Below are 18584 nucleotides of genomic sequence, written 5' to 3' on the forward strand. Positions count from 1 at the left end.
TTAACTCTTCGGACCGTCGACGATGCGGATGCTGAGTTCCTTCAGCTGCTTTTCGCTGACCGGGGCCGGGGCGCCCATCATCAGGTCTTCGGCCTTCTGCGTCATCGGGAAAACGATCACTTCGCGGATGTTCGGCTCGTCGGCGAGCAACATCACAATGCGGTCGACGCCCGGCGCCGAACCGCCATGCGGCGGTGCGCCGAACTTGAAGGCGTTGATCATGCCCGCGAAATTGGTGTCGACGTCGGCCTGCGAATAGCCCGCAATCTCGAACGCCTTGTACATGATGTCGGGACGATGGTTCCGGATCGCACCCGACGACAGTTCGACGCCGTTGCAGACGATGTCATACTGATAGGCGAGGATATCGAGCGGATCCTTGTTCGTAAGCGCGTCCATCTCGCCCTGCGGCATCGAGAAGGGATTGTGGCTGAAGTCGATCTTGCCGGTGTCCTCGTCGGCCTCGAACATCGGGAAGTCGACGATCCAGCAGAATTCGAAGCGGCTCTTGTCGATCAGGTCGAGCTGATCGGCGACGCGCGTGCGCGCGAGGCCGGCGAGCTTCGCCGCCTTGCCTTCGACGCCCGCGGCAAAGAAGATGCCATCATTCGGGCCGAGGCCCATCGCGTCGGCGATGGCTTTCATGCCCTCCTGACCGTGATTGTTGGCGATCGGGCCGCCGAACACCCCGTCCTTCTGCGTCGCATAACCGAGACCCGGGAAGCCTTCCGACTGCGCCCAGCTGTTCATCTCGTCGAAGAATTTGCGGCTCTTCTCGTGCGTTTCGGGGGCGGCGACGGCGCGGACGACCTGCCCTTCCTCGACCATCGTCGCGAAGCGGCCGAAGCCCGAGCCCCTGAAGAAATCGCCGACATCATGGACGAGCAACGGGTTGCGGAGGTCAGGCTTGTCGCTGCCATATTTCAGCATCGATTCGCGGTACGGAATGCGCTGGAACGGCAACGGCGACACGGTGCGGCCCTTGCCGTCGAAATCGGCGAACTCCTCGAACACGCCGTGCAGGACGGGTTCGATCGCGTTGAAGACGTCGTCCTGGGTAACGAAGCTCATTTCGAAATCGAGCTGGTAGAATTCGCCGGGCGAACGGTCGGCGCGCGCATCCTCGTCGCGGAAGCAGGGGGCAATCTGGAAATAGCGATCGAAGCCCGCGACCATCAGCAACTGCTTGAACATCTGCGGCGCCTGCGGCAGCGCATAGAATTTGCCGGGATGGACGCGGCTGGGGACGAGATAGTCGCGCGCGCCCTCGGGGCTGCTCGCGGTCAGGATCGGCGTCTGGAATTCGGTGAAGCCCTGATCGATCATCCGGCGGCGCAGCGACGAAATCACGTTCGAGCGCAGCACGATATTCTTGTGCAGCCGCTCGCGGCGCAGATCGAGGAAGCGGTTCGTGAGACGGATTTCCTCGGGATATTCGGTCTCGCCGAACACCGGAAGCGGCAGGCGGTCCGCCGACGACTGCACGGTCACCGCGCTCGGATAGATCTCGATCTCGCCCGTCGCCAGCTTCGCGTTCAGCGTCTCGGGCGACCGCGCCGCAACCTTGCCGGTGAAGGTCAGGACAGACTCCGGCCCCTGCGCGTTGACGACGGGATAGAGGTCCGAACCGGTCTCCACGACGATCTGGGTAATCCCGTAATGGTCGCGAAGATCGACGAAGAGCACATTCGCATGCTCGCGCGTGCGATGCACCCAGCCCGAAAGACGGACTTCCTCGCCGACATTGGCGGCGCGAAGATCTGCGCAGGTGTGGGAGCGATAGGCGTGCATTTTCTCGTCTTTCAATGATGAAGCAGATCAACGAAAAGTTGATATTTATGGCCGCGCTAAGGCAGATCGGAGCGCCATTTGTCAAGGGTAGAAGGCCAAATCAGCAGGTCAGTCCAAGGCTGTCCAGTACCTCGCTACCGAACAAGGCACGATGCGCCGGATCGGGCATCAGTCGGTCGCGAGCGGCGCGCCAACGACCAAAATCATTGCCATAATCGGCTGCGACGCGCGCGGCATCGAGGCGACAGCTTTTCGCCCAATGCCGCGTAAAGCCGACCCCTTCGACATCGAGGCATTCGACGACGCGGGCATAGGCATCGGCGGTGCGCTGACTGCGCGGGCCGTCGAAATCGATCACCGCGTTGTGCGCAAAGCGTGCCGGGGCGAGCAAGCCCTGCGCGCGCTCCATGAAGCGGACGGTGACGACGGTCGAGCCGCCGTGCTTGGCATAAACGGCGCAGATGCGCTCGAAGGCGCGTGCAAGGTCGGAGCGATCGATGGTGACCGAGGCGTTGAACAGATCGGCCAAAGGACGATGCGTGTCGAGCCCCTCCCCCCAACTGCCGTAGACGGTGGGCGCATCGACGTCGGGGCCGCTGGCATAGCCCTGTTTCATCGCGAATTGCAGCAACGGCCCCCGCGCCCACGGATAATCATTGAGCAATCGCCCCAGCAGGCTGAGCGCATCATAGCCCGCGCCAAGTTGGCCCGGAGTGGCGCGCGGGTAATCTTCGCGCCACGGCTCGCAATAGAGAAAGCGCAGCATGGCAGGACGCTTGAACGGTTTGTAGGGATTGACGATCATCTGCACGAAATCGGGATCCCGATCGAGCGCATAGGCTGCAGAAAACCGACGAAAATTGCCTACGGCGAGCCAGTCGAGTGCCGCGCAATCGACCTTGCGCAGATTCTGGATCGGGCGGACGAGGAATTTGGGGACGCTGTCGACGACCAGCGCGGTCACGATCCCCAACGATCCCACAGGAAGCTGCGCCGCAGCGAAAAGCGCGTCGTCGCGCAGCACCGCAGAACCCGTCCCGGCGATGAAGGCATCGCTCATCACGCCTGCGCCCGGTTCGATCCAATAGACACCTCCGGGCGTGACGATCTGCGCCGCGCGAATATGGTCCTGGATGCCGCCGCGCGCGATCATCGAACCGTGCGTACCGGTGGCGCAGGCGCCGGCAAAAGTCTGCCCATTGCCCGCGCCGCTGGTCCATAGCGACCTGCCCTGTTCCTCGAACTTGTCCGAAACTTCGTCGACGAGCGCGCCCGCTTCGACGAGCATCAAAGCCGACGCATCGATACCGGGCCGCACGTCACCCGCGCCAATCCTGAAACAACGGTTGAACCGGCGCGTATGGAGCAGCCAGCTTTGCGAACTGATATTGACGTTCGACGGCGACCATCCCGCACCAAGCGGCCGGACGCGGCGCTTCGCGGCAGCCGCCTGCTTGAGCCAGTCCTGCACCGATTTGGCGGCGATCGCTATTTCATCGCGTCCGCGCACCGCATCGCCGCTGCGCAAGGCGAAGCGCGTTGCCCCTTCGCAGGTGCCGGTGCCGTGATAATTGGTCCAACGGCCTTCATCGCCGAGCCTGACGATCGGCATCACGCGTCTCCCAGCGGCAGGATACCGGCGTGCGCGCGCCACGCGACGGTGACGGGCCGCAGGAAGCCGAAGGTCGATATCGCCACCAGCATCTGGCGCCGCGTCGCGAAGACCCGGACATCGCAGAGCCCGTGATCGGATTCGGGGGTCACAAAGGGCTCCGCCGCCTGACTGGCGAAGCCCCAGCCTTTCAGCGTGACCACCATCGATTCCTCATCGAGCGGTCGCGGATTGGCGATCGAGAGAAAGATATCCGCCTGCCCTGCGGCATATTGACCGAAAAGCAACGCAAAACCGAGCGCGGCGAGCGCCCAACCGAGCCACATCATGCCCCAAATCCCTTCGTCTTTTTGCGCCGTTTTTTTGGCTGCCGGTGTTCCGGCTCCGCGACCCGAAGAGCAACGCGCGATTATGGGCAATTTTTCCTGCCCGTTCCTCTCAACTAGCTGTATAGGCGCGCTATGCAAGTCCATCCGTTGATCGAAACCAACGCCGCGCTCGTCGAATTCTGCGACCTCATTCGGAACAGCGATTTCATCGCGGTCGATACCGAATTCATGCGCGAAAACACTTTCTGGCCAGAGCTTTGCCTGATCCAGGTGGCCGACCGCGACCATGCCGCCGCGATCGACCCGATGGCGCCCGGCATCGATCTCAAGCCCCTGCTCGACCTGCTCGTCGACAATGAGGACATGCTGAAAGTCTTTCATGCAGGCGGGCAGGATGTCGAAATCATCTTCAACCTGACCGGCAAGACGCCGCACCCGATCTTCGATACGCAGATCGGCCAGATGGCGCTCGGCCAGGCCGAACAGGTCGGATATTCGAACCTCGTCGAGGCGTGGATCGGGCTCCAGCTCGACAAGGGCGCACGTTTCACCGACTGGAGTCGCCGTCCGCTCGACAAGCGCCAGATCGACTACGCCGTCGGCGATGTGACGCACCTGGCCAAGATTTTCCCGATGATACTCGACAAGCTGATCAAGACCGGCCGCGGTCACTGGCTCGACGAGGAAATGGAAAAGCTTGCCGATCCTGCCAATTACAGCGTCGACCCCGACAAGGCTTGGCAGCGGATCAAGGTGCCGACGCGCAAGCCCGACGTTCTCGGCCGGCTACAGGCTCTCGCCGCTTGGCGCGAACGCGAGGCGCGGAACAAGAACCTGCCGCGCGGCCGCATCGTCAAGGACGAGACGCTCGCCGACCTCGCCGCGCATCCGCCAAAGGATCAGGATGGTCTGGGCCGCGTCCGCGGGCTGTCGGCGACCTGGCGCACGAATGACATCGGCGGCCGACTGATGGACGCGATCGCCAATGCCAAGCCGATGTCGAAGGACGACATGCCCGATCGCGCGCCGCGCGGCCCCGGGCTTGGCAAGGAAGGAACGCTCGTCGCGGACCTCCTCAAACTGCTTCTGAAAATCCGCGCGCGCGAACTCAATGTCGCGGCGCGGCTGATTGCGCGCAGCGACGACCTCGAAGCATTGGCTGCGGGCGCGCGCGAGGGCATCCAGATGATGCAGGGCTGGCGCTACGACGTGTTCGGCCATGCGGCGCTCGATCTCGTCGAGGGCCGGATGGGCTTTGCCGTGAAAAACGGCAAGCTGGTGATGAGCGAGATCGACGCCGCGACCGCAGCCGAGGTTTAAAGCAGCACGAGTTCGGGTTTGGCGTCGAGCGCCTGTGCGAGAACGCGCAGGCGGCGCTCGACCGATTCGCCCGCCAGATGATGCCAGCCGGCATCGAGGCAAAGTTTCAGCTTGCCGTCGACCAGCGCGATTCCGCTCGCCTTCAGCGGCGCCTCCACCCCACCAGTCAAACGCTGCGCGAGACGGATCGCAAGACCCCATTGTCGGGCGCGTGTCAGCCGCTCGGCCGAAACCAGACCCTCCATCGCGGGAAATTCGGCGTCCGCGCCGCCGAAGCCCGCATAAAGCGCACGCGCGAGAAGGACGCGGCCCGGGATATCGATGCTGCGCCAGTTGCCGTGCAGGCCGATTTCGGTACCCCGCTCGGCCCGGAAATCGGGGTTCGCCGACCAGGCGACGTCGCTGAGCAGGCTGGCGGCAAGACGAACGCGGCTGTCGGCCGGGGCTTCATCGGCAAACAAGGGCGCGATCCATTCGGCGATAGCGCGGCCGTGCGGAGCGAAGCGCGCCAGGCGGCGGCCTTCGAATTCGGCGGCGACGATCAGCGGATCCTGTGCCCGCGTCTCCGCGTCGAGCACCTGATAAAGCAGCCCTTCGCGAAGCCCCGACGACGATATCGTCATTTCGGGAACGTCGAGGATATTGACCAGCGCCGCGAGCAACGCCGCCGCATCGGGCAACGCCGCGGCGCGGTTCGACGCCATTCCGGGAATCGCGCGCAATTCTTCGAAGCTCAGCCGCTTCGAGGCGCGAATCAGGCGGCGGAGTGCGCTGCGGGGAAGCGTGTGCTGGTCGAGCACCGCGAGCGGATCGCGTGTGAGTTCGAGGTCGAGACGCGAGAGCGCGCGCCAGGAACCGCCGACGAGGTAGAGCGGCTGCCCGCTGAGCCCGTCGGGCCAGTCCGCCGAGCGAAGCATCTTCCGAATGGCACGCTCGAACGCCTGATCGCCGTCCTTGCGAAGCGCGGGCAGGCGCAGCACGCCCAGCGGAAAGGAGGCGCGGCGACCGACCTTGCCGTTCGACACCTCCGCAAGTTCGAGGCTCCCGCCGCCAAGATCGACGGCCACACCGTGCGCGTCGGGTATAGCCGCGAGCACGCCGTAGCCCGCCGCCTCAGCCTCTTCTTCACCCGACAACAGCCGTATCTTGAGTCCCGCCTCCGCCGCGGCGGCGATGAAGTCGGGACCGTTCGCCGCATCGCGCACCGCAGCGGTAGCGACGCACTGAACGTCCTTCACATCCATATGCTTCGCGAGCAACGCATAGCGGCGGAGCGCGACGAGCCCGCGCTCGGCGTCTTCGGCGGCAATGCGCCCATCGATCGCAAGGCCGCGACCGAGACCAGCGGCAACCTTTTCGTTGAAGATCACCGCAGGCGCACGCGCCGGGCCTTCATAGACGACGATGCGGACCGAGTTTGAGCCGATGTCGATGACCGCGGATCGCGTGATCGTCTGTTTGGATTTGCGTAGAAGGCCCAAGTCTATCTTCTCAATCTTCGCGCACGTTGAACGCGAGTGTCGGGACGTCCTGACGCTTGTGAAGCGCGGTTCCGCGGCCTGACAGCGACGGGTTGTTCATGAAATAATGGTGTAGATTGAACGGCTTATCACCCGGATCCACGCGCACCGAGGTGCCGTCGGGCCCGAGAATCCAGCTTTGTTCATTGTCGATCAGGTTCGCGACGAGCACCTGGTCCAATATCTGGTCATGGACGGTCGGATTCTCGATCGGGATCATATATTCGACCCGGCGGTCGAAGTTGCGCGGCATCCAGTCGGCGCTGCTGATGTAGAGCTTTGCGCCGCGGTGCGGCAGCGCGGCGCCGTTGGCGAAAGCCCAGACGCGGCTATGTTCGAGGAAGCGGCCGACGACCGATTTGACGCGGATCGTCTCCGACAGGCCCGCCACGCCGGGACGCAGGCAGCAGATGCCGCGCACGATCAGTTCGATCGGCACGCCCGCCGCGCTCGCTTCATAGAGCTTGTCGATGATATCGGGATCGACGAGGCTGTTCATCTTGGCCCAGACGCCCGACGGCTTCCCCGCCTTTGCCGCGGCGGTTTCGGCGTCGATCAGCTCGCTGAGATGCGCGCGCATGTTGAGCGGCGACATGGTGATAAGATCGAGCCGTTCGGGTTCGACATAGCCGGTGATATAGTTGAACAGCTGCGCCGCATCGCGCCCCGCGCGCGGATCGGCCGTGAAGAAGCTGAGATCGGTATAGATGCGCGCGGTCACCGGGTGATAATTGCCCGTGCCGAAGTGGCAATAGGTACGATAGCCCTGCCCTTCGCGGCGCACGACCATCGAAATCTTGGCGTGCGTTTTCCACTCGATGAAGCCGTAGACGACCTGCACCCCGGCGCGTTCGAGCTGGTTCGCCCAAAGGAGATTCTGCTCCTCGTCGAAGCGCGCCTTGAGTTCGACGACCGCGGTGACCGACTTGCCCGCCTCGGCCGCCTCGATCAGCGCGCGGATGACGGGCGACTGGTTGCCGGCGCGATAGAGCGTCTGCTTGATCGCGACGACGTCGGGATCGGCGGCCGCCTGTCGCAGGAAGGACAGGACGACATCGAAGCTTTCATAGGGGTGGTGGACGACGATGTCTTTCGACCGGATCGCCGCGAAACAGTCGCCGCCATGTTCGCGGATTCGTTCGGGGAAACGCGCCGAATAGGCGGGGAATTTGAGGTCGGGGCGATCGACGTCGACGAGTGCCGACAGCGCCGCGAGCCCGATGAAGCCGCCGATCTTGGCGACGATCGCCTCATGTCCCTGAATATCGGCGTTGAGCACTTCGGCGATTTCGCCGGGCATATCGGCTTCGAGTTCGAGCAGGATAACGCGGCCACGGCGGCGGCGGCGGATCGCGGTGCGGAACAGGCGCACGAGATCCTCGGCCTCTTCCTCAAGCTCGATATCGCTGTCGCGGATGATGCGGAACACGCCCAGTGAGCGGATCGTGAAGCCCGGAAACAGCAGGTCGCCGAAAATCTCGATCAGATATTCGATCGGGACAAAGGCGCCCGGCTGTCCCGGCACCGGCACGAAGCGCGCGAGCGATGCGGGGATCATCACCAGTTCGCGGATCGTCTCGCCGCTCGCCTTGCGCTGCAGGTCGAAAATGACGCCGAGACCGCGGTTCGGGATGAAGGGGAACGGGTGCGCCGGGTCGAGCACCTGCGGCGTGAGGATCGGGAAGATCTGGTCGATGAAATATTGGCGCAGCGCCGTGCGGAGTGCATCCTTGTCCGACCCCGTGCCATGGACGACGATGCCCTGTTCGCCGAGCAACTTGTGAAGCAGTTGCCATTCGCTCTGCTGCTGGTCGACGAGGCGGTTCACCTCTGCCTCGATCTCGGCAAGTTGCTGACCGGGCGTGCGGCCGTCGGCGGAGGGATCGTCGATCCCCTGAAGCTGCTGCCCCTTGAGACCCGCGACGCGGACCATAAAGAATTCGTCGAGGTTGCTGCCCGAAATAGACAGGAAGCGGAGGCGCTCGAGAAGCGGATGCGCCGGATTGCGCGCCTCCTCCATCACCCGCCGGTTGAAGGCGAGCCAGGAGAGTTCGCGGTTGAAGAAACGTTCAGGCCCAAAGCTGGGCGGGGTCGCCGCGGTATCGGCATCATTGTCAGCGCGTAGGGGGCCGCCGGCTATCGACATTGTGCTTCATCCTGTCTTTCGAGCAAATCGGGATCGATGAGCCCCTGTGACAGTAATGTTTCACGAGTAAGACGAATGCTAATGCCGCCGCCTTTTTCGAGCGACGCGGCATCCAGCGCTGCGACGATGCGGTGGATCGCCGCATAGCTGCGCTCCATCCGCGGAACGATATAGGAGGCGACACCGGGCGCGAGCGCCATGCCGCGCTGCGCGAAGATCGCTTCGATCAGGTCGCGTGCGAGGCAGTCGTCGGGGTCTCCGATCGTCAGAACAGGCACGGCCGCCAGACGCGAACGCAGGTCCGGGAGCGCGACATTCCAGTCCGCCGGCGGCGCATCGGCGATAATCAGCAGCGGCTCGCCGCTGGCCTGCGCGGCATTCCACGCATGAAAAATCTCTTCTTCCGATACGCTGTCATGCCCGTCGATGACGCGCCCGCCGGTGTCGCTGACGAAAAGCCGGCCGATCAGGCTTCGACCCGAACCCCGCGGCCCGGTCAGCACCGCCGTGCGGACCGGCCAGGTTGCGACATGGCGCAGATAGCGCACGGCGTCGGCATTGCTGGTCCCGACGATCAGCGGGCCGTCGTTGCTGCCCCCTGCGCTCCAGTCGAGCGGCAAGGCGATCTGTCCCGATGGGCGTGCCATCAGCGACTGATCCTGAGCTGTCCGCCGCCTTCCTGCACCTTGAACCCGCGCGCAGTGAGTGCGGCCTTGAGCGCGGCGATGTCGCCGCGGAAGCTGACCCGCATCACCGACGTGCCGCCCAGCGCAAGGCTGGTGGTCGAAGCCGACTGGACGCCGGCTGCGCCCGCCACCGAACGCTCGGTCGCGGTGACCGAATCGACGTCGGGCGAACTATATTGGACGGTGAAGCTCTGTACGCCCACGGCCGCCGTGGTCGGTACGCTGGAGTCGGTTTCGCTCGGCAGCACATCCGTGTCGGTCGCGGCCTCTTCGGGCAGGTCTTCCCGTTCGACCGGCTTTTCAAGAACGAGATAGGTATCGGTGCGCAGCACGCCGGATGCCAGCGCGTCGATATAGATGCGATCCATGCGTGCCACCGCCTTTTCCATCATGTCAGGAAGTGCCGCGGGGCTGGGACCGGTCATCGTGAAGCTGGAGATCAGCTTGCTGTCGGGACCGAAACGCGCCGTGAAATAGCCTTTGATCGGGCCACCGGGATAGGAATATTCGACGCGCGCGATGGGCGTGAGAACATCGGCCGCACCATATTGATCGAGGATGACGCGCCACCAGACGCGGCCGCGGCGGCCGGTCTGCCCCGAATTGAGGAGCAAGGTATCCGCGCCGGTGCCCGCCGTGCGGACATAATCGATTGCGCTCTGCCCCGTATTATATTCGGCCCATGCGCGCTGCCATGCGCTGCGCTGTTCGAACACCTGCGGGATGCCGTCGATCGAGTAGACCGGGATAACGAGCAGCGGCGGCGAACGCAGCGTGCGACCGCTGACGCCCAGAATCTGTCCGGCGCGCACGCGGTCGAACTGGACGCCGAGCTTTGCGACGTAGCGGCGCGGGCCGATCTGTTCTTCCTCGACAACGATCGCAGTGACGATGCCGTCGAGGACCGAATCGGTGAGCGCGGGACCATCGCTGCCGTTCAATTTGCGATAGAGTTGCTTCCAGCCGAGGCGCTGCGCCTCGCGCCACCCCTTGGTCCGCGCATCATCGGCATTGTCGCCGGTCACATCGACCATGATGCCGCTCGCGAGAAAATCGCCGCTGCTGTTGATCGGAGTGATTCCGCGATCGCCGCGGCTGATCTGCCCCTCGACCACGCCGACGAGCAAAATCGCGAAAAACAGGCCGAAAAGCGCGGCCCAGCGCCAGTCGCGCGGGCGAATGGCATCGAGGGACAGGCGGGGCGCGAAGCGCGGGAAAGCGGCCGAAATCATATCTTCTCTATGCTTTGCCCAAAAGCGCGGGCCCCGACAAGGAAATCATGGCAATTATCGGCTGGAACCGTTAGTCGCGCGTGCCATGGATTCCAAGCACAACCAACCCGGCTCCTACACTTATGCGCAGGCCGGCGTATCGATCGAGACCGGCAACGCGCTGGTCCGTGCCATTGCCCCGCTCGCCCGTGCGACGCGCCGACCCGGTGCCGACGCCGACCTTGGCGGCTTTGGCGGCTTTTTCGACCTGAAGGCGGCGGGGTTCAACGATCCGCTGCTCGTCGCGGCGAATGACGGCGTCGGCACCAAGCTCAAGCTCGCCATCGAATCGGGCAAGCATGACGGGGTCGGCATCGACCTGGTCGCGATGTGCGCGAATGATCTGATCGTTCAGGGCGCCGAGCCGCTGTTTTTCCTTGATTATTACGCCACGGGCAAGCTCGACAACGATGTCGCGACCGAAGTCGTCGCGAGCATTGCCGAGGGGTGCAAGCAGGCCGGATGCGCGCTGATCGGCGGCGAGACCGCCGAGATGCCGGGCATGTATTCGGACGGCGATTATGACCTTGCCGGCTTTTGCGTCGGCGCGGTCGAGCGCGACCAGGTGCTGACCGCCGACAAACTTGCGGCAGGCGACGTGATATTGGGCCTCGCCTCGTCGGGCGTGCATTCGAACGGCTTCTCGCTCGTGCGGCGCCTTGCCGCCGACAAGGGCTGGAAACTCGACCGCCCCGCGCTGTTCGACCAGACTATCCTGCTGATCGACGCGCTGATGGCGCCGACGCGCATTTATGTGAAGAGCCTGCTGCCGCTGGTGAAGACCGGCAAAATCCATGCGCTCGCGCATATCACCGGCGGCGGCTTGCTCGAGAATATCCCGCGTATCCTGCCGAAAACCCTTCATGCTCATGTCGATGCCGACGCCTGGGAGCAGCCGCGCCTGATGGCCTTCCTGCAGGCGCAGGGTAATATCGAGCCCGAAGAGATGGCGCGCACCTTCAACTGCGGGATCGGCATGGCGGTCGTCGTGGCCGAGAGCGATGTCGCCGAAGTCACCGCAGCGCTCGAAGCCGCCGGCGAGACGGCGTTCCGCATCGGTCATATCGCCGAAGGCGAAAAGGGCTGCACCGTGACGGGCAGCGCCGAAACATGGAGCGCGATGGGCGCGTGGTCGGCAACGCATAATGGCTAAAGCGCGTGTCGCCGTCCTGATTTCGGGTGCGGGCACGAATATGGCAGCGCTGCTTTACGCAGCGAAGGCGACCGATTGCCCCTATAAACTGGTCTTCGTCGGCAGCAACGACCCCGACGCGCCGGGGCTAGCGATTGCCGACGCCGAGGGAATCGCGACTTGGGCGCTATCGCACAAGGGCATGAACCGTGATGCGTTCGACGCGCTGGTCGACGAGCAGCTGCGCGCCGCCGGCGCCGAGTTCGTCGCGCTTGCGGGCTATATGCGCATCCTTTCCGACGATTTCGTCGGTCGCTGGGCGGGCAAGATGCTCAACATCCATCCCAGCCTGCTGCCGCTCTACAAAGGCCTGAACACGCACAGTCAAGCGATCGACGCTGGCGACAAATTCGGCGGATGCAGCGTCCATATCGTGACGCCGGGCGTCGATGACGGCCCGGTGCTGGCGCAGACGCCGGTCGCGATCCTGCCCGGCGATACGGTCGAGACGCTAGCGCGGCGCGTCCAGTTCGCCGAGCATCAGCTTTATCCCGCCACGCTCGCCGCCTTCGTGACGCGCGAGCGGTCGCCCGACTATCTGCTCGGGCGCGTCCGGGAGCTCGCGATGGCGCTGCCCGAGGCCGACGAGGTGGTGTCGCACGGCATGCCCTGCTTCGGGATCGTGAAGGGCAAGAAATTCGCCTATTTTACCGAGGATCATCACGGCGACGGCAAGATCGCGCTGCTGGTCAAGATCAGCGGCGCCGAGGAGCAGGCGATGCTGATCGAACTCGACGAAGACCGCTATTACCGGCCCGCCTATTTCGGCGACGGTTGGGTGGGCATCCGCCTCGACCTTGGCGATACCGACTGGGATGCGATCGGCGAATGGCTGCGCAAGAGCTGGCTCGCGATTGCGCCGAAGAAGCTGGCGGGGCTGATGGGGGTTGCCGAGGAGTTTTGACGATGCGGTTTTTCGCAGGCCTGTTGATCCTCATGCTTTCCGGCTGCGGCATGGCCGTTTCCGACAAGCCGATGCTCGAGCAGACCGATACCGCTGGCGCGCCGCAATTCGAGGATGGCGTGTGGCTGATGCCCGAACTCGATGACGAGAAGGATTGCGCCGTCGATACCGCCCGGCCCGTCTCGCAATGGCCCGACTGCGCGGAATGGGCGGTACACCGCGACGGACAATGGTTCGCGCGCGAGGGTAACAGCGGGATCGTCACCAAGGCGGTCCCGCGCGACGCCGTGATCGTGTCGAACGGCGATATCGCGATCGTCCAGCTCGAATCGGACAAGTCGCCCGCCGAGGACGGCACCGTCGATCCGACCCCCTATTCGTTCATCGCGTTCGACAACCGGCCTGCGGCGACGGAGAAGCTGCGCACGATCGGCTTCTGGATCGTGATGTGCGGCACCTATGAGGAAAAGGACGAGGAGACCCCGGCGACGCTGGTTCGTTTCCCCGGCTTCGACGAGAAATGCCGGCCGGCGTCGGTGCAGGTGCTGCGCGAGGCGGCCAAATCGAGCCGCCCGGCGGCGTCGGTCGACCTGCCCGCTTTCCATTGGGCGCGGGCGGCGCTCGACTGAACAAAAAAGGCCGCCGGATCGCTCCGGCGGCCTCTTCCTTGCCTTGCGGCGTGTGTCGTTTAGCCGACGATTTCTTCGGGCTTGAAGAAGTAAGCGATTTCGATCGCCGCATTCTCGTCGCTGTCCGAACCGTGGACCGTGTTCGCCTCGATGCTTTCGGCCAGTTCCTTGCGGATCGTGCCGGGCTCGGCGTTCGCGGGGTTGGTGGCGCCCATGATGTCGCGGTTCGCCTGCATCGCGTTTTCGCCTTCGAGGACCTGGACGACGACGGGGCCGCTGATCATGAAATCGACAAGTTCGCCGAAGAAGGGGCGTTCCTTGTGGACCGCGTAGAAGCCTTCGGCCTGTTCGCGCGTCATGTGGATGCGCTTCGACGCGACGACGCGCAGGCCGGCGTCTTCGAGCATCTTGGTGACGGCGCCGGTGATGTTGCGACGCGTGGCGTCGGGCTTGATGATCGAGAAAGTGCGAGTGACCGCCATGGGGAAGCTCCTGATTGGTGTGTTATATGATGCGCGCGCCTCTAGCCGCGCTTTTGCTGCACTGCAAGGACAGAGCGCCGCGGCGTCAGGGCCCTTCGGACCAGCGGCCGTTTTCGTCCTGTTTCCAGAAGCGGTTGTCGACATCTTCGCGCGCGGCGAGCGTGCGCCAGAGCGCACGGGCGTCGTCGATGCGGCTGTTGTCGAAGAGGAGGAAGGTGCGCTCGAATCCGAACGCCTCCTCGTGCCATTCGCCGTCGGCAAGCGCGAGGTGGCTGGCGCGGTTCGGCGGGGACGGGTCGAGCGTACCCGCGATCAGGATCGGCTCGATCTCCTCGTCGGGCGACCCCGCGTGGCCGTGCGGCAGGAAGCTGGCGGGTTGCAGCGTCCACAGCGCCTCGTCGATCGCCTGCCGCTGCATTGCGGGCGCGGCGACCACGAGCAGCCGGTCGCCGTTCGCGAGGATTCGCGTAGCGAGCGCGGGGAGCACCCGTTCGACCGGGTCGCGGGTCAGCCGGTAAAAGTCGACGCGCGCCATGCTCCCCTGCCCTGTACTGCTCAGCCCTCGTGGTTGGCGGCGATATAGCGGTCGAGCAGGCGCACGCCGTAGCCGGTCGCGCCCTTCGCCCACACCGGGCCGTCCTTGTCGGCCCACGCCATGCCCGCGATGTCGAGATGCGCCCAGGCGACGCCCTCGTCGACGAAGCGCTTCAGGAATTGCGCGGCGGTGATCGAGCCGCCTTCGCGCGGGCCGATATTCTTCATGTCGGCGATCGGGCTGTCGATCAGCTTGTCGTAAGCGGGCGACAGCGGGAAGCGCCACAGCTTGTTGTTGCTGGCCTCGCCCGCGGCGATCAGGTCGGTCGCGAGCGTGTCGTCATTGGCGAAGATGCCGGCATATTCGTGGCCGAGCGAGATCACCATCGCGCCGGTGAGGGTCGCGAGGTCGACGATCACCTTGGGATCATAGGCGCTCTGCGCCCAGCTGATCGCGTCGCAGAGGACAAGGCGGCCCTCGGCGTCGGTGTTGAGCACCTCGACCGTCTGGCCCGACATGGTGGAAACGACGTCGCCGGGGCGCATCGCATTGCCGTCCGGCATATTTTCGACGAGGCCGACGACGCCGACGACATTCGCCTTCGCCTTGCGGCCGGCGATCGCCTTGATCGCGCCCGCGACAGCGCCCGCGCCGCCCATGTCCCACTTCATCATGTCCATGCCGGCGGCGGGCTTGATGCTGATGCCGCCGGTGTCGAAGGTGACGCCCTTGCCGATGAAGACGACGGGCGCGTCGCCTGGATTACCGCCGTTCCAGCGCATAGCGAGCAGGCGCGGCGGGCGAGTCGAGCCCTGCGCAACGCCGAGCAGCGCACCCATGCCGAGCGCCTTCATCTGGCGTTCGTCGAGCACTTCGATTTCGACGCCAAGGTCGGCGAGGTGCTGGCAGCGTTCGACGAAGGTTTCGGGATACAGGATGTTCGGCGGCTCGGCGACGAGCGTCTGGGTCAGCGCGACGCCGTCGGCAATCGCTTCATTTTCGGCCCAACGGCCCGAAAGGTCGGTGTGCGGCGAGGCGATCGTCACCGTCTTGAGGCTGGGCCTCGCGGTGTCGGCAAGGCGGGTGCGATAGGTGTCGAGGCGCCAGTTGCGCAGGCGCGCGCCCATCGCGAAGGCCAGGACGTCGTCGGCATCGCTCGTGCCCGCGCTCGCGAAATCGACATGGACGTGAGCGACGCCGCTCGTCTGCAACTTGGCCGTCAGCGCCGCACCGCCGCGCTCGAGATCCGCCTCGCCGCCCTCGCCGATGCCCACGAGCAGCAGACGCTTCGCCTGCGCGCCGTCGATCGCCGCGGTTTCGGCGATCGTGCCCGCCGCGCCGTCGAAGCGCGCCTGCGCCGCAGCGGCGCCGAGCAGCGCACCGAGCGCGCCGGCTTCGCCCTTGCGGACCGGAAACGCGACAACGTCGGCAGACGCATCGATTTGCGCGACAAACTGAATGTCCATGCCTTAACTTTCTTATGCGATGATTGATTGGAACGTGCCGGACCGATAGGGGTTTCGCCTGCGAGTTGCAAAAACAAAGCAGCCGGTCCAGTCCGGGTGGACGCAAGATAAGGTGTGGGACAAAGATATCAAATGAGCTGGGCTTTGTTCCAACACACGGCGCGCGCACGGCCCTTCTGGCTGGCGACCGCAAGCAGTGCGGCGCTGATCGCGTGCCCGGTGCTGGCCCAGACCAGCGAGGAAATGACCCGACCGGCCGATGTCGCAGCGCAGCCCGACCTGCAAACGCCCGATATCGCCCCCGCCGCGTCCGACGCGCCCGATGTAAAGGGCGAGGAACAGATCGGATTTGCCGCCGACAACCTCAATTACGACAGCGACAGCGAAGTCGTCGTTGCCGAGGGCAATGTCCAGATGAACCGCGAAGCGATCGAAATGCGCGCGGACAAGGTCACCTGGAACCGGCAGACCGGCAAGGTTTTTGCCGAGGGCAATGTCACGATCAAGAATCCCGAAGGCGACACCGCCTATGGCGACAAGATCGAACTGACCGATACGCTGCGCGACGGCGTCGTCGAAAACCTGCTCGTCGTGCTCGACAATGGATCGCGCCTTGCCGCGATCAGGGGCACGCGGTTCGACAATGGCAATATCGAGCTGGAGAACGCCGCCTACACGCCTTGTCCGGTCGAGGATGAATCGGGTTGCCCGAAGAATCCGAGCTGGCAGATTCGCGCGGTCAAGGTGATGTACGACCGGACGAAGAACAAGATCCGCTACAAGGGTGCGCGGGTCGAGATTTTCGGCCTGCCACTGATCCCCCTGCCCGGCCTCAGTCACCCGGCGAACAGCGAAGCGGGAAGCGGCATCCTCGTCCCCGAAATCCGGCTCGACCGCAGCAACGGGTTCGAAATTGCGGTCCCCTATTATCTGCGCCTCGCGCCCGACCGCGACATCACGATCACCCCGCATCTTTACACAAGCGCGGCGCCGATGATCGAAGGCGAGTTCCGCGCGCTGACCGATATCGGATCGTTCCGCATCAACGGTTATGCCACTTATGGCTCGCTGGTCCCGCTGACCGGCGAAGATCCGGACACCCAGAAGCGTTTTCGCGGCTATCTGGAAAGCGCCGGCAAGTTCCAGTTCGACCCGCGATGGAGCCTCACCTATTCGGGCCGCATCGCGACCGACCGCACCTTCATGCGCCGGTACGACATCAGTCGCGACGACCGGCTACGCTCGACCTTCGAACTCGAGCGGATCGGCGGCAATAGCTACATGTCGATCGCGGGCTGGGCGACGCAGACGCTGCGCGTCAACGATGTGCAAGGACAGCAGGCGATCGCGCTGCCCGTTATCGATTATCGCCAGCGCTTCGCCGACCCGGTGCTGGGCGGCCAGTTCGAACTCCAGCTCAACACGCTGGCGATCGGGCGCACCGCCGGCCAGGACACGCAGCGCGCCTTTGCCGGCGCACGCTGGGATTTGCGCGGCCTGACGGGGCTGGGTCAGGAAGTCACGCTGACCGCATTGGTGCGCGGCGACGTTTATCACAGCGACGAGAATCTGCTCACCGCCATTCCCGGCTATCGCGGCAAATCGGGCTGGCAGGCGCGCGGGATCGCCGCGGTCGCCGCCGATATGCGCTGGCCCTTCATCGGCGAATTTGCAGGCGGCACGCAGACGCTGACCCCCCGTATTCAGGTCGTCGCGACGCCGCCGATCAAGAATCTGGATATCCCGAACGAGGATTCGCGGGCCTTCGACCTTGAAGACAGCAATTTGTTCGCGATCAACCGGTTCAACGGCCACGACCGGTTCGAGGACGGCGCGCGCGTCACTTACGGTGTCGAATGGAATTACAGCCGGCCCGGCTTCAACATCAACAGCGTCGTCGGCCAAAGCTATCGCCTGTCGGACAAGCCCAGCCTGTTTCCCGACGGCACGGGGCTGACCGACCGGACGTCGGACATCGTCGGCCGCACGACGATTGCCTATCGCGATTTCCTGCGCCTGACCCACCGTTTCCGGCTCGACAAGGACAATCTGGCGGTTCGCCGCAACGAATTCGACGCAACGATCGGCGGCCGCTCGACCTATGCCGTGCTCGGCTATTCGCGGCTCAACCGCGACATCTTGTTGCTCGGCGAGGATTTGCAGGATCGCGAGGAAGCGCGTGTCGGCGGGCGCGTCGCGGTCGCGAAAAACTGGTCGATCTTCGGCTCGGCAATCGTCGACCTGACCCAGCAAAGCGACGATCCGCTGAGCGGTGCCGACGGATTCGAGCCGATTCGCCACCGGCTGGGCGTCGCCTATGACGATGAGTGCCTGTCGATCGCACTGACCTGGCGGCGCGATTATGCCGACACGGGCGACGCGCGGCGCGGCAACAGCTTCTCGTTCCGTATCGCGTTCCGCAATCTGGGCTTCTGACGGCTGTCGAGCGTTGGTTGCCCTCTCCATCATCGTCATCCCCGACTGAACCGAGATCCATCGCGGCGTTGAAATCATGGACCCCGGATCAAGTCCGGGGTGACGAATGTCTGGAAGCCACCCCGGAACCGCAGCCCGTTCGCTCAGCCTAGGTTCAGCGTTGCGGGCGTATTCGCGGGCATCAAATGGCTCCCATGGCGGATTGCGCTGGACCATCGGGCGTTTCCGCTGATACGGAGCGTCCGGACTTTCTCGAATAGGGTAA

Annotated in this window: 15 protein-coding genes; 5 read left to right on the forward strand and 10 right to left on the reverse strand. The window is 64.5% G+C overall.

Annotated features, from left to right (window positions below):
* From aspS to BLW56_RS00690, 3 genes are all read right to left on the reverse strand, one after another.
* Window positions 1–1791 carry an aspartate--tRNA ligase gene (gene aspS / locus BLW56_RS00680; RefSeq protein WP_093508767.1) on the reverse strand — a complete coding sequence of 597 codons (1791 nt, stop codon included), beginning with the start codon at window positions 1789–1791 and terminating at the stop codon, window positions 1–3.
* 100 nt (window positions 1792–1891) lie between these two features.
* Complete coding sequence (locus BLW56_RS00685; protein WP_093508768.1) at window positions 1892–3403, reverse strand: FAD-binding protein; 1512 nt, start codon at window positions 3401–3403, stop codon at window positions 1892–1894.
* Window positions 3403–3732 (reverse strand): hypothetical protein, encoded by a 330-nt coding sequence (locus BLW56_RS00690; RefSeq protein ID WP_093508769.1) that lies wholly within the window; start codon window positions 3730–3732, stop codon window positions 3403–3405. The genes BLW56_RS00685 and BLW56_RS00690 overlap by 1 nt, the downstream gene beginning before the upstream one ends.
* A gap of 132 nt (window positions 3733–3864) precedes the next feature.
* Here BLW56_RS00690 and rnd point away from each other — a divergent pair, with 132 nt between their 5' ends.
* Window positions 3865–5052 (forward strand): ribonuclease D, encoded by a 1188-nt coding sequence (gene rnd / locus BLW56_RS00695; RefSeq protein ID WP_093508770.1) that lies wholly within the window; start codon window positions 3865–3867, stop codon window positions 5050–5052.
* On the opposite strand, the gene BLW56_RS00700 is transcribed toward rnd, so the two are convergent.
* The 4 genes from BLW56_RS00700 to BLW56_RS00715 are packed head-to-tail and all read right to left on the reverse strand — an operon-like array spanning window position 5049 to window position 10636.
* Window positions 5049–6533, reverse strand: coding sequence for a Ppx/GppA family phosphatase (locus BLW56_RS00700; protein ID WP_093508771.1), 1485 nt, complete (start codon window positions 6531–6533; stop codon window positions 5049–5051). The genes rnd and BLW56_RS00700 overlap by 4 nt on opposite strands.
* A 10-nt stretch (window positions 6534–6543) precedes the next feature.
* Window positions 6544–8718 (reverse strand): RNA degradosome polyphosphate kinase, encoded by a 2175-nt coding sequence (locus BLW56_RS00705; RefSeq protein WP_093508772.1) that lies wholly within the window; start codon window positions 8716–8718, stop codon window positions 6544–6546.
* A complete protein-coding gene (locus BLW56_RS00710; RefSeq protein WP_093508773.1) occupies window positions 8709–9365 on the reverse strand; it encodes an HdaA/DnaA family protein in 657 nt (218 codons plus the stop codon). Before BLW56_RS00710 ends, BLW56_RS00705 begins: the two co-directional genes overlap by 10 nt.
* Complete coding sequence (locus tag BLW56_RS00715) at window positions 9365–10636, reverse strand: hypothetical protein (protein WP_093508774.1); 1272 nt, start codon at window positions 10634–10636, stop codon at window positions 9365–9367. The genes BLW56_RS00710 and BLW56_RS00715 overlap by 1 nt, the downstream gene beginning before the upstream one ends.
* A gap of 85 nt (window positions 10637–10721) precedes the next feature.
* On the opposite strand from BLW56_RS00715, the gene purM reads away from it, so the two are divergent.
* The 3 genes from purM to BLW56_RS00730 are packed head-to-tail and all read left to right on the forward strand — an operon-like array spanning window position 10722 to window position 13400.
* A complete protein-coding gene (purM, locus tag BLW56_RS00720; RefSeq protein WP_093508775.1) occupies window positions 10722–11828 on the forward strand; it encodes a phosphoribosylformylglycinamidine cyclo-ligase in 1107 nt (368 codons plus the stop codon).
* On the forward strand, window positions 11821–12771 hold the full coding sequence (purN, locus tag BLW56_RS00725; RefSeq protein ID WP_093508776.1) for a phosphoribosylglycinamide formyltransferase: 951 nt from the start codon (window positions 11821–11823) through the stop codon (window positions 12769–12771). The genes purM and purN overlap by 8 nt, the downstream gene beginning before the upstream one ends.
* A gap of 2 nt (window positions 12772–12773) precedes the next feature.
* Window positions 12774–13400: a hypothetical protein gene (locus BLW56_RS00730; RefSeq protein WP_093508777.1), complete on the forward strand. Its 627-nt coding sequence runs from the start codon at window positions 12774–12776 to the stop codon at window positions 13398–13400.
* A 59-nt stretch (window positions 13401–13459) separates the two neighbouring features.
* On the opposite strand, the gene ndk is transcribed toward BLW56_RS00730, so the two are convergent.
* The 3 genes from ndk to BLW56_RS00745 all read right to left on the reverse strand — a co-directional run bounded on the left by ndk (window position 13460) and on the right by BLW56_RS00745 (window position 15883).
* Window positions 13460–13882, reverse strand: a complete 423-nt coding sequence (gene ndk / locus BLW56_RS00735) for a nucleoside-diphosphate kinase (RefSeq protein ID WP_056371231.1) — start codon at window positions 13880–13882, stop codon at window positions 13460–13462.
* An 85-nt stretch (window positions 13883–13967) separates the two neighbouring features.
* The gene (locus BLW56_RS00740) at window positions 13968–14417 is read right to left on the reverse strand and encodes a DNA polymerase III subunit chi (RefSeq protein ID WP_093508778.1); all 450 of its coding nucleotides are present in this window, start codon (window positions 14415–14417) and stop codon (window positions 13968–13970) included.
* Window positions 14418–14437: 20 nt separating this feature from the next.
* The gene (locus tag BLW56_RS00745) at window positions 14438–15883 is read right to left on the reverse strand and encodes a leucyl aminopeptidase (protein WP_093508779.1); all 1446 of its coding nucleotides are present in this window, start codon (window positions 15881–15883) and stop codon (window positions 14438–14440) included.
* Window positions 15884–16015: 132 nt separating this feature from the next.
* On the opposite strand from BLW56_RS00745, the gene BLW56_RS00750 reads away from it, so the two are divergent.
* Complete coding sequence (locus BLW56_RS00750; RefSeq protein ID WP_093508780.1) at window positions 16016–18319, forward strand: LPS-assembly protein LptD; 2304 nt, start codon at window positions 16016–16018, stop codon at window positions 18317–18319.
* Window positions 18320–18584: the final 265 nt, after the last annotated feature.

Origin of the sequence: Sphingopyxis sp. YR583 (assembly GCF_900108295.1) — a bacterium.
Taxonomy (GTDB): domain Bacteria; phylum Pseudomonadota; class Alphaproteobacteria; order Sphingomonadales; family Sphingomonadaceae; genus Sphingopyxis.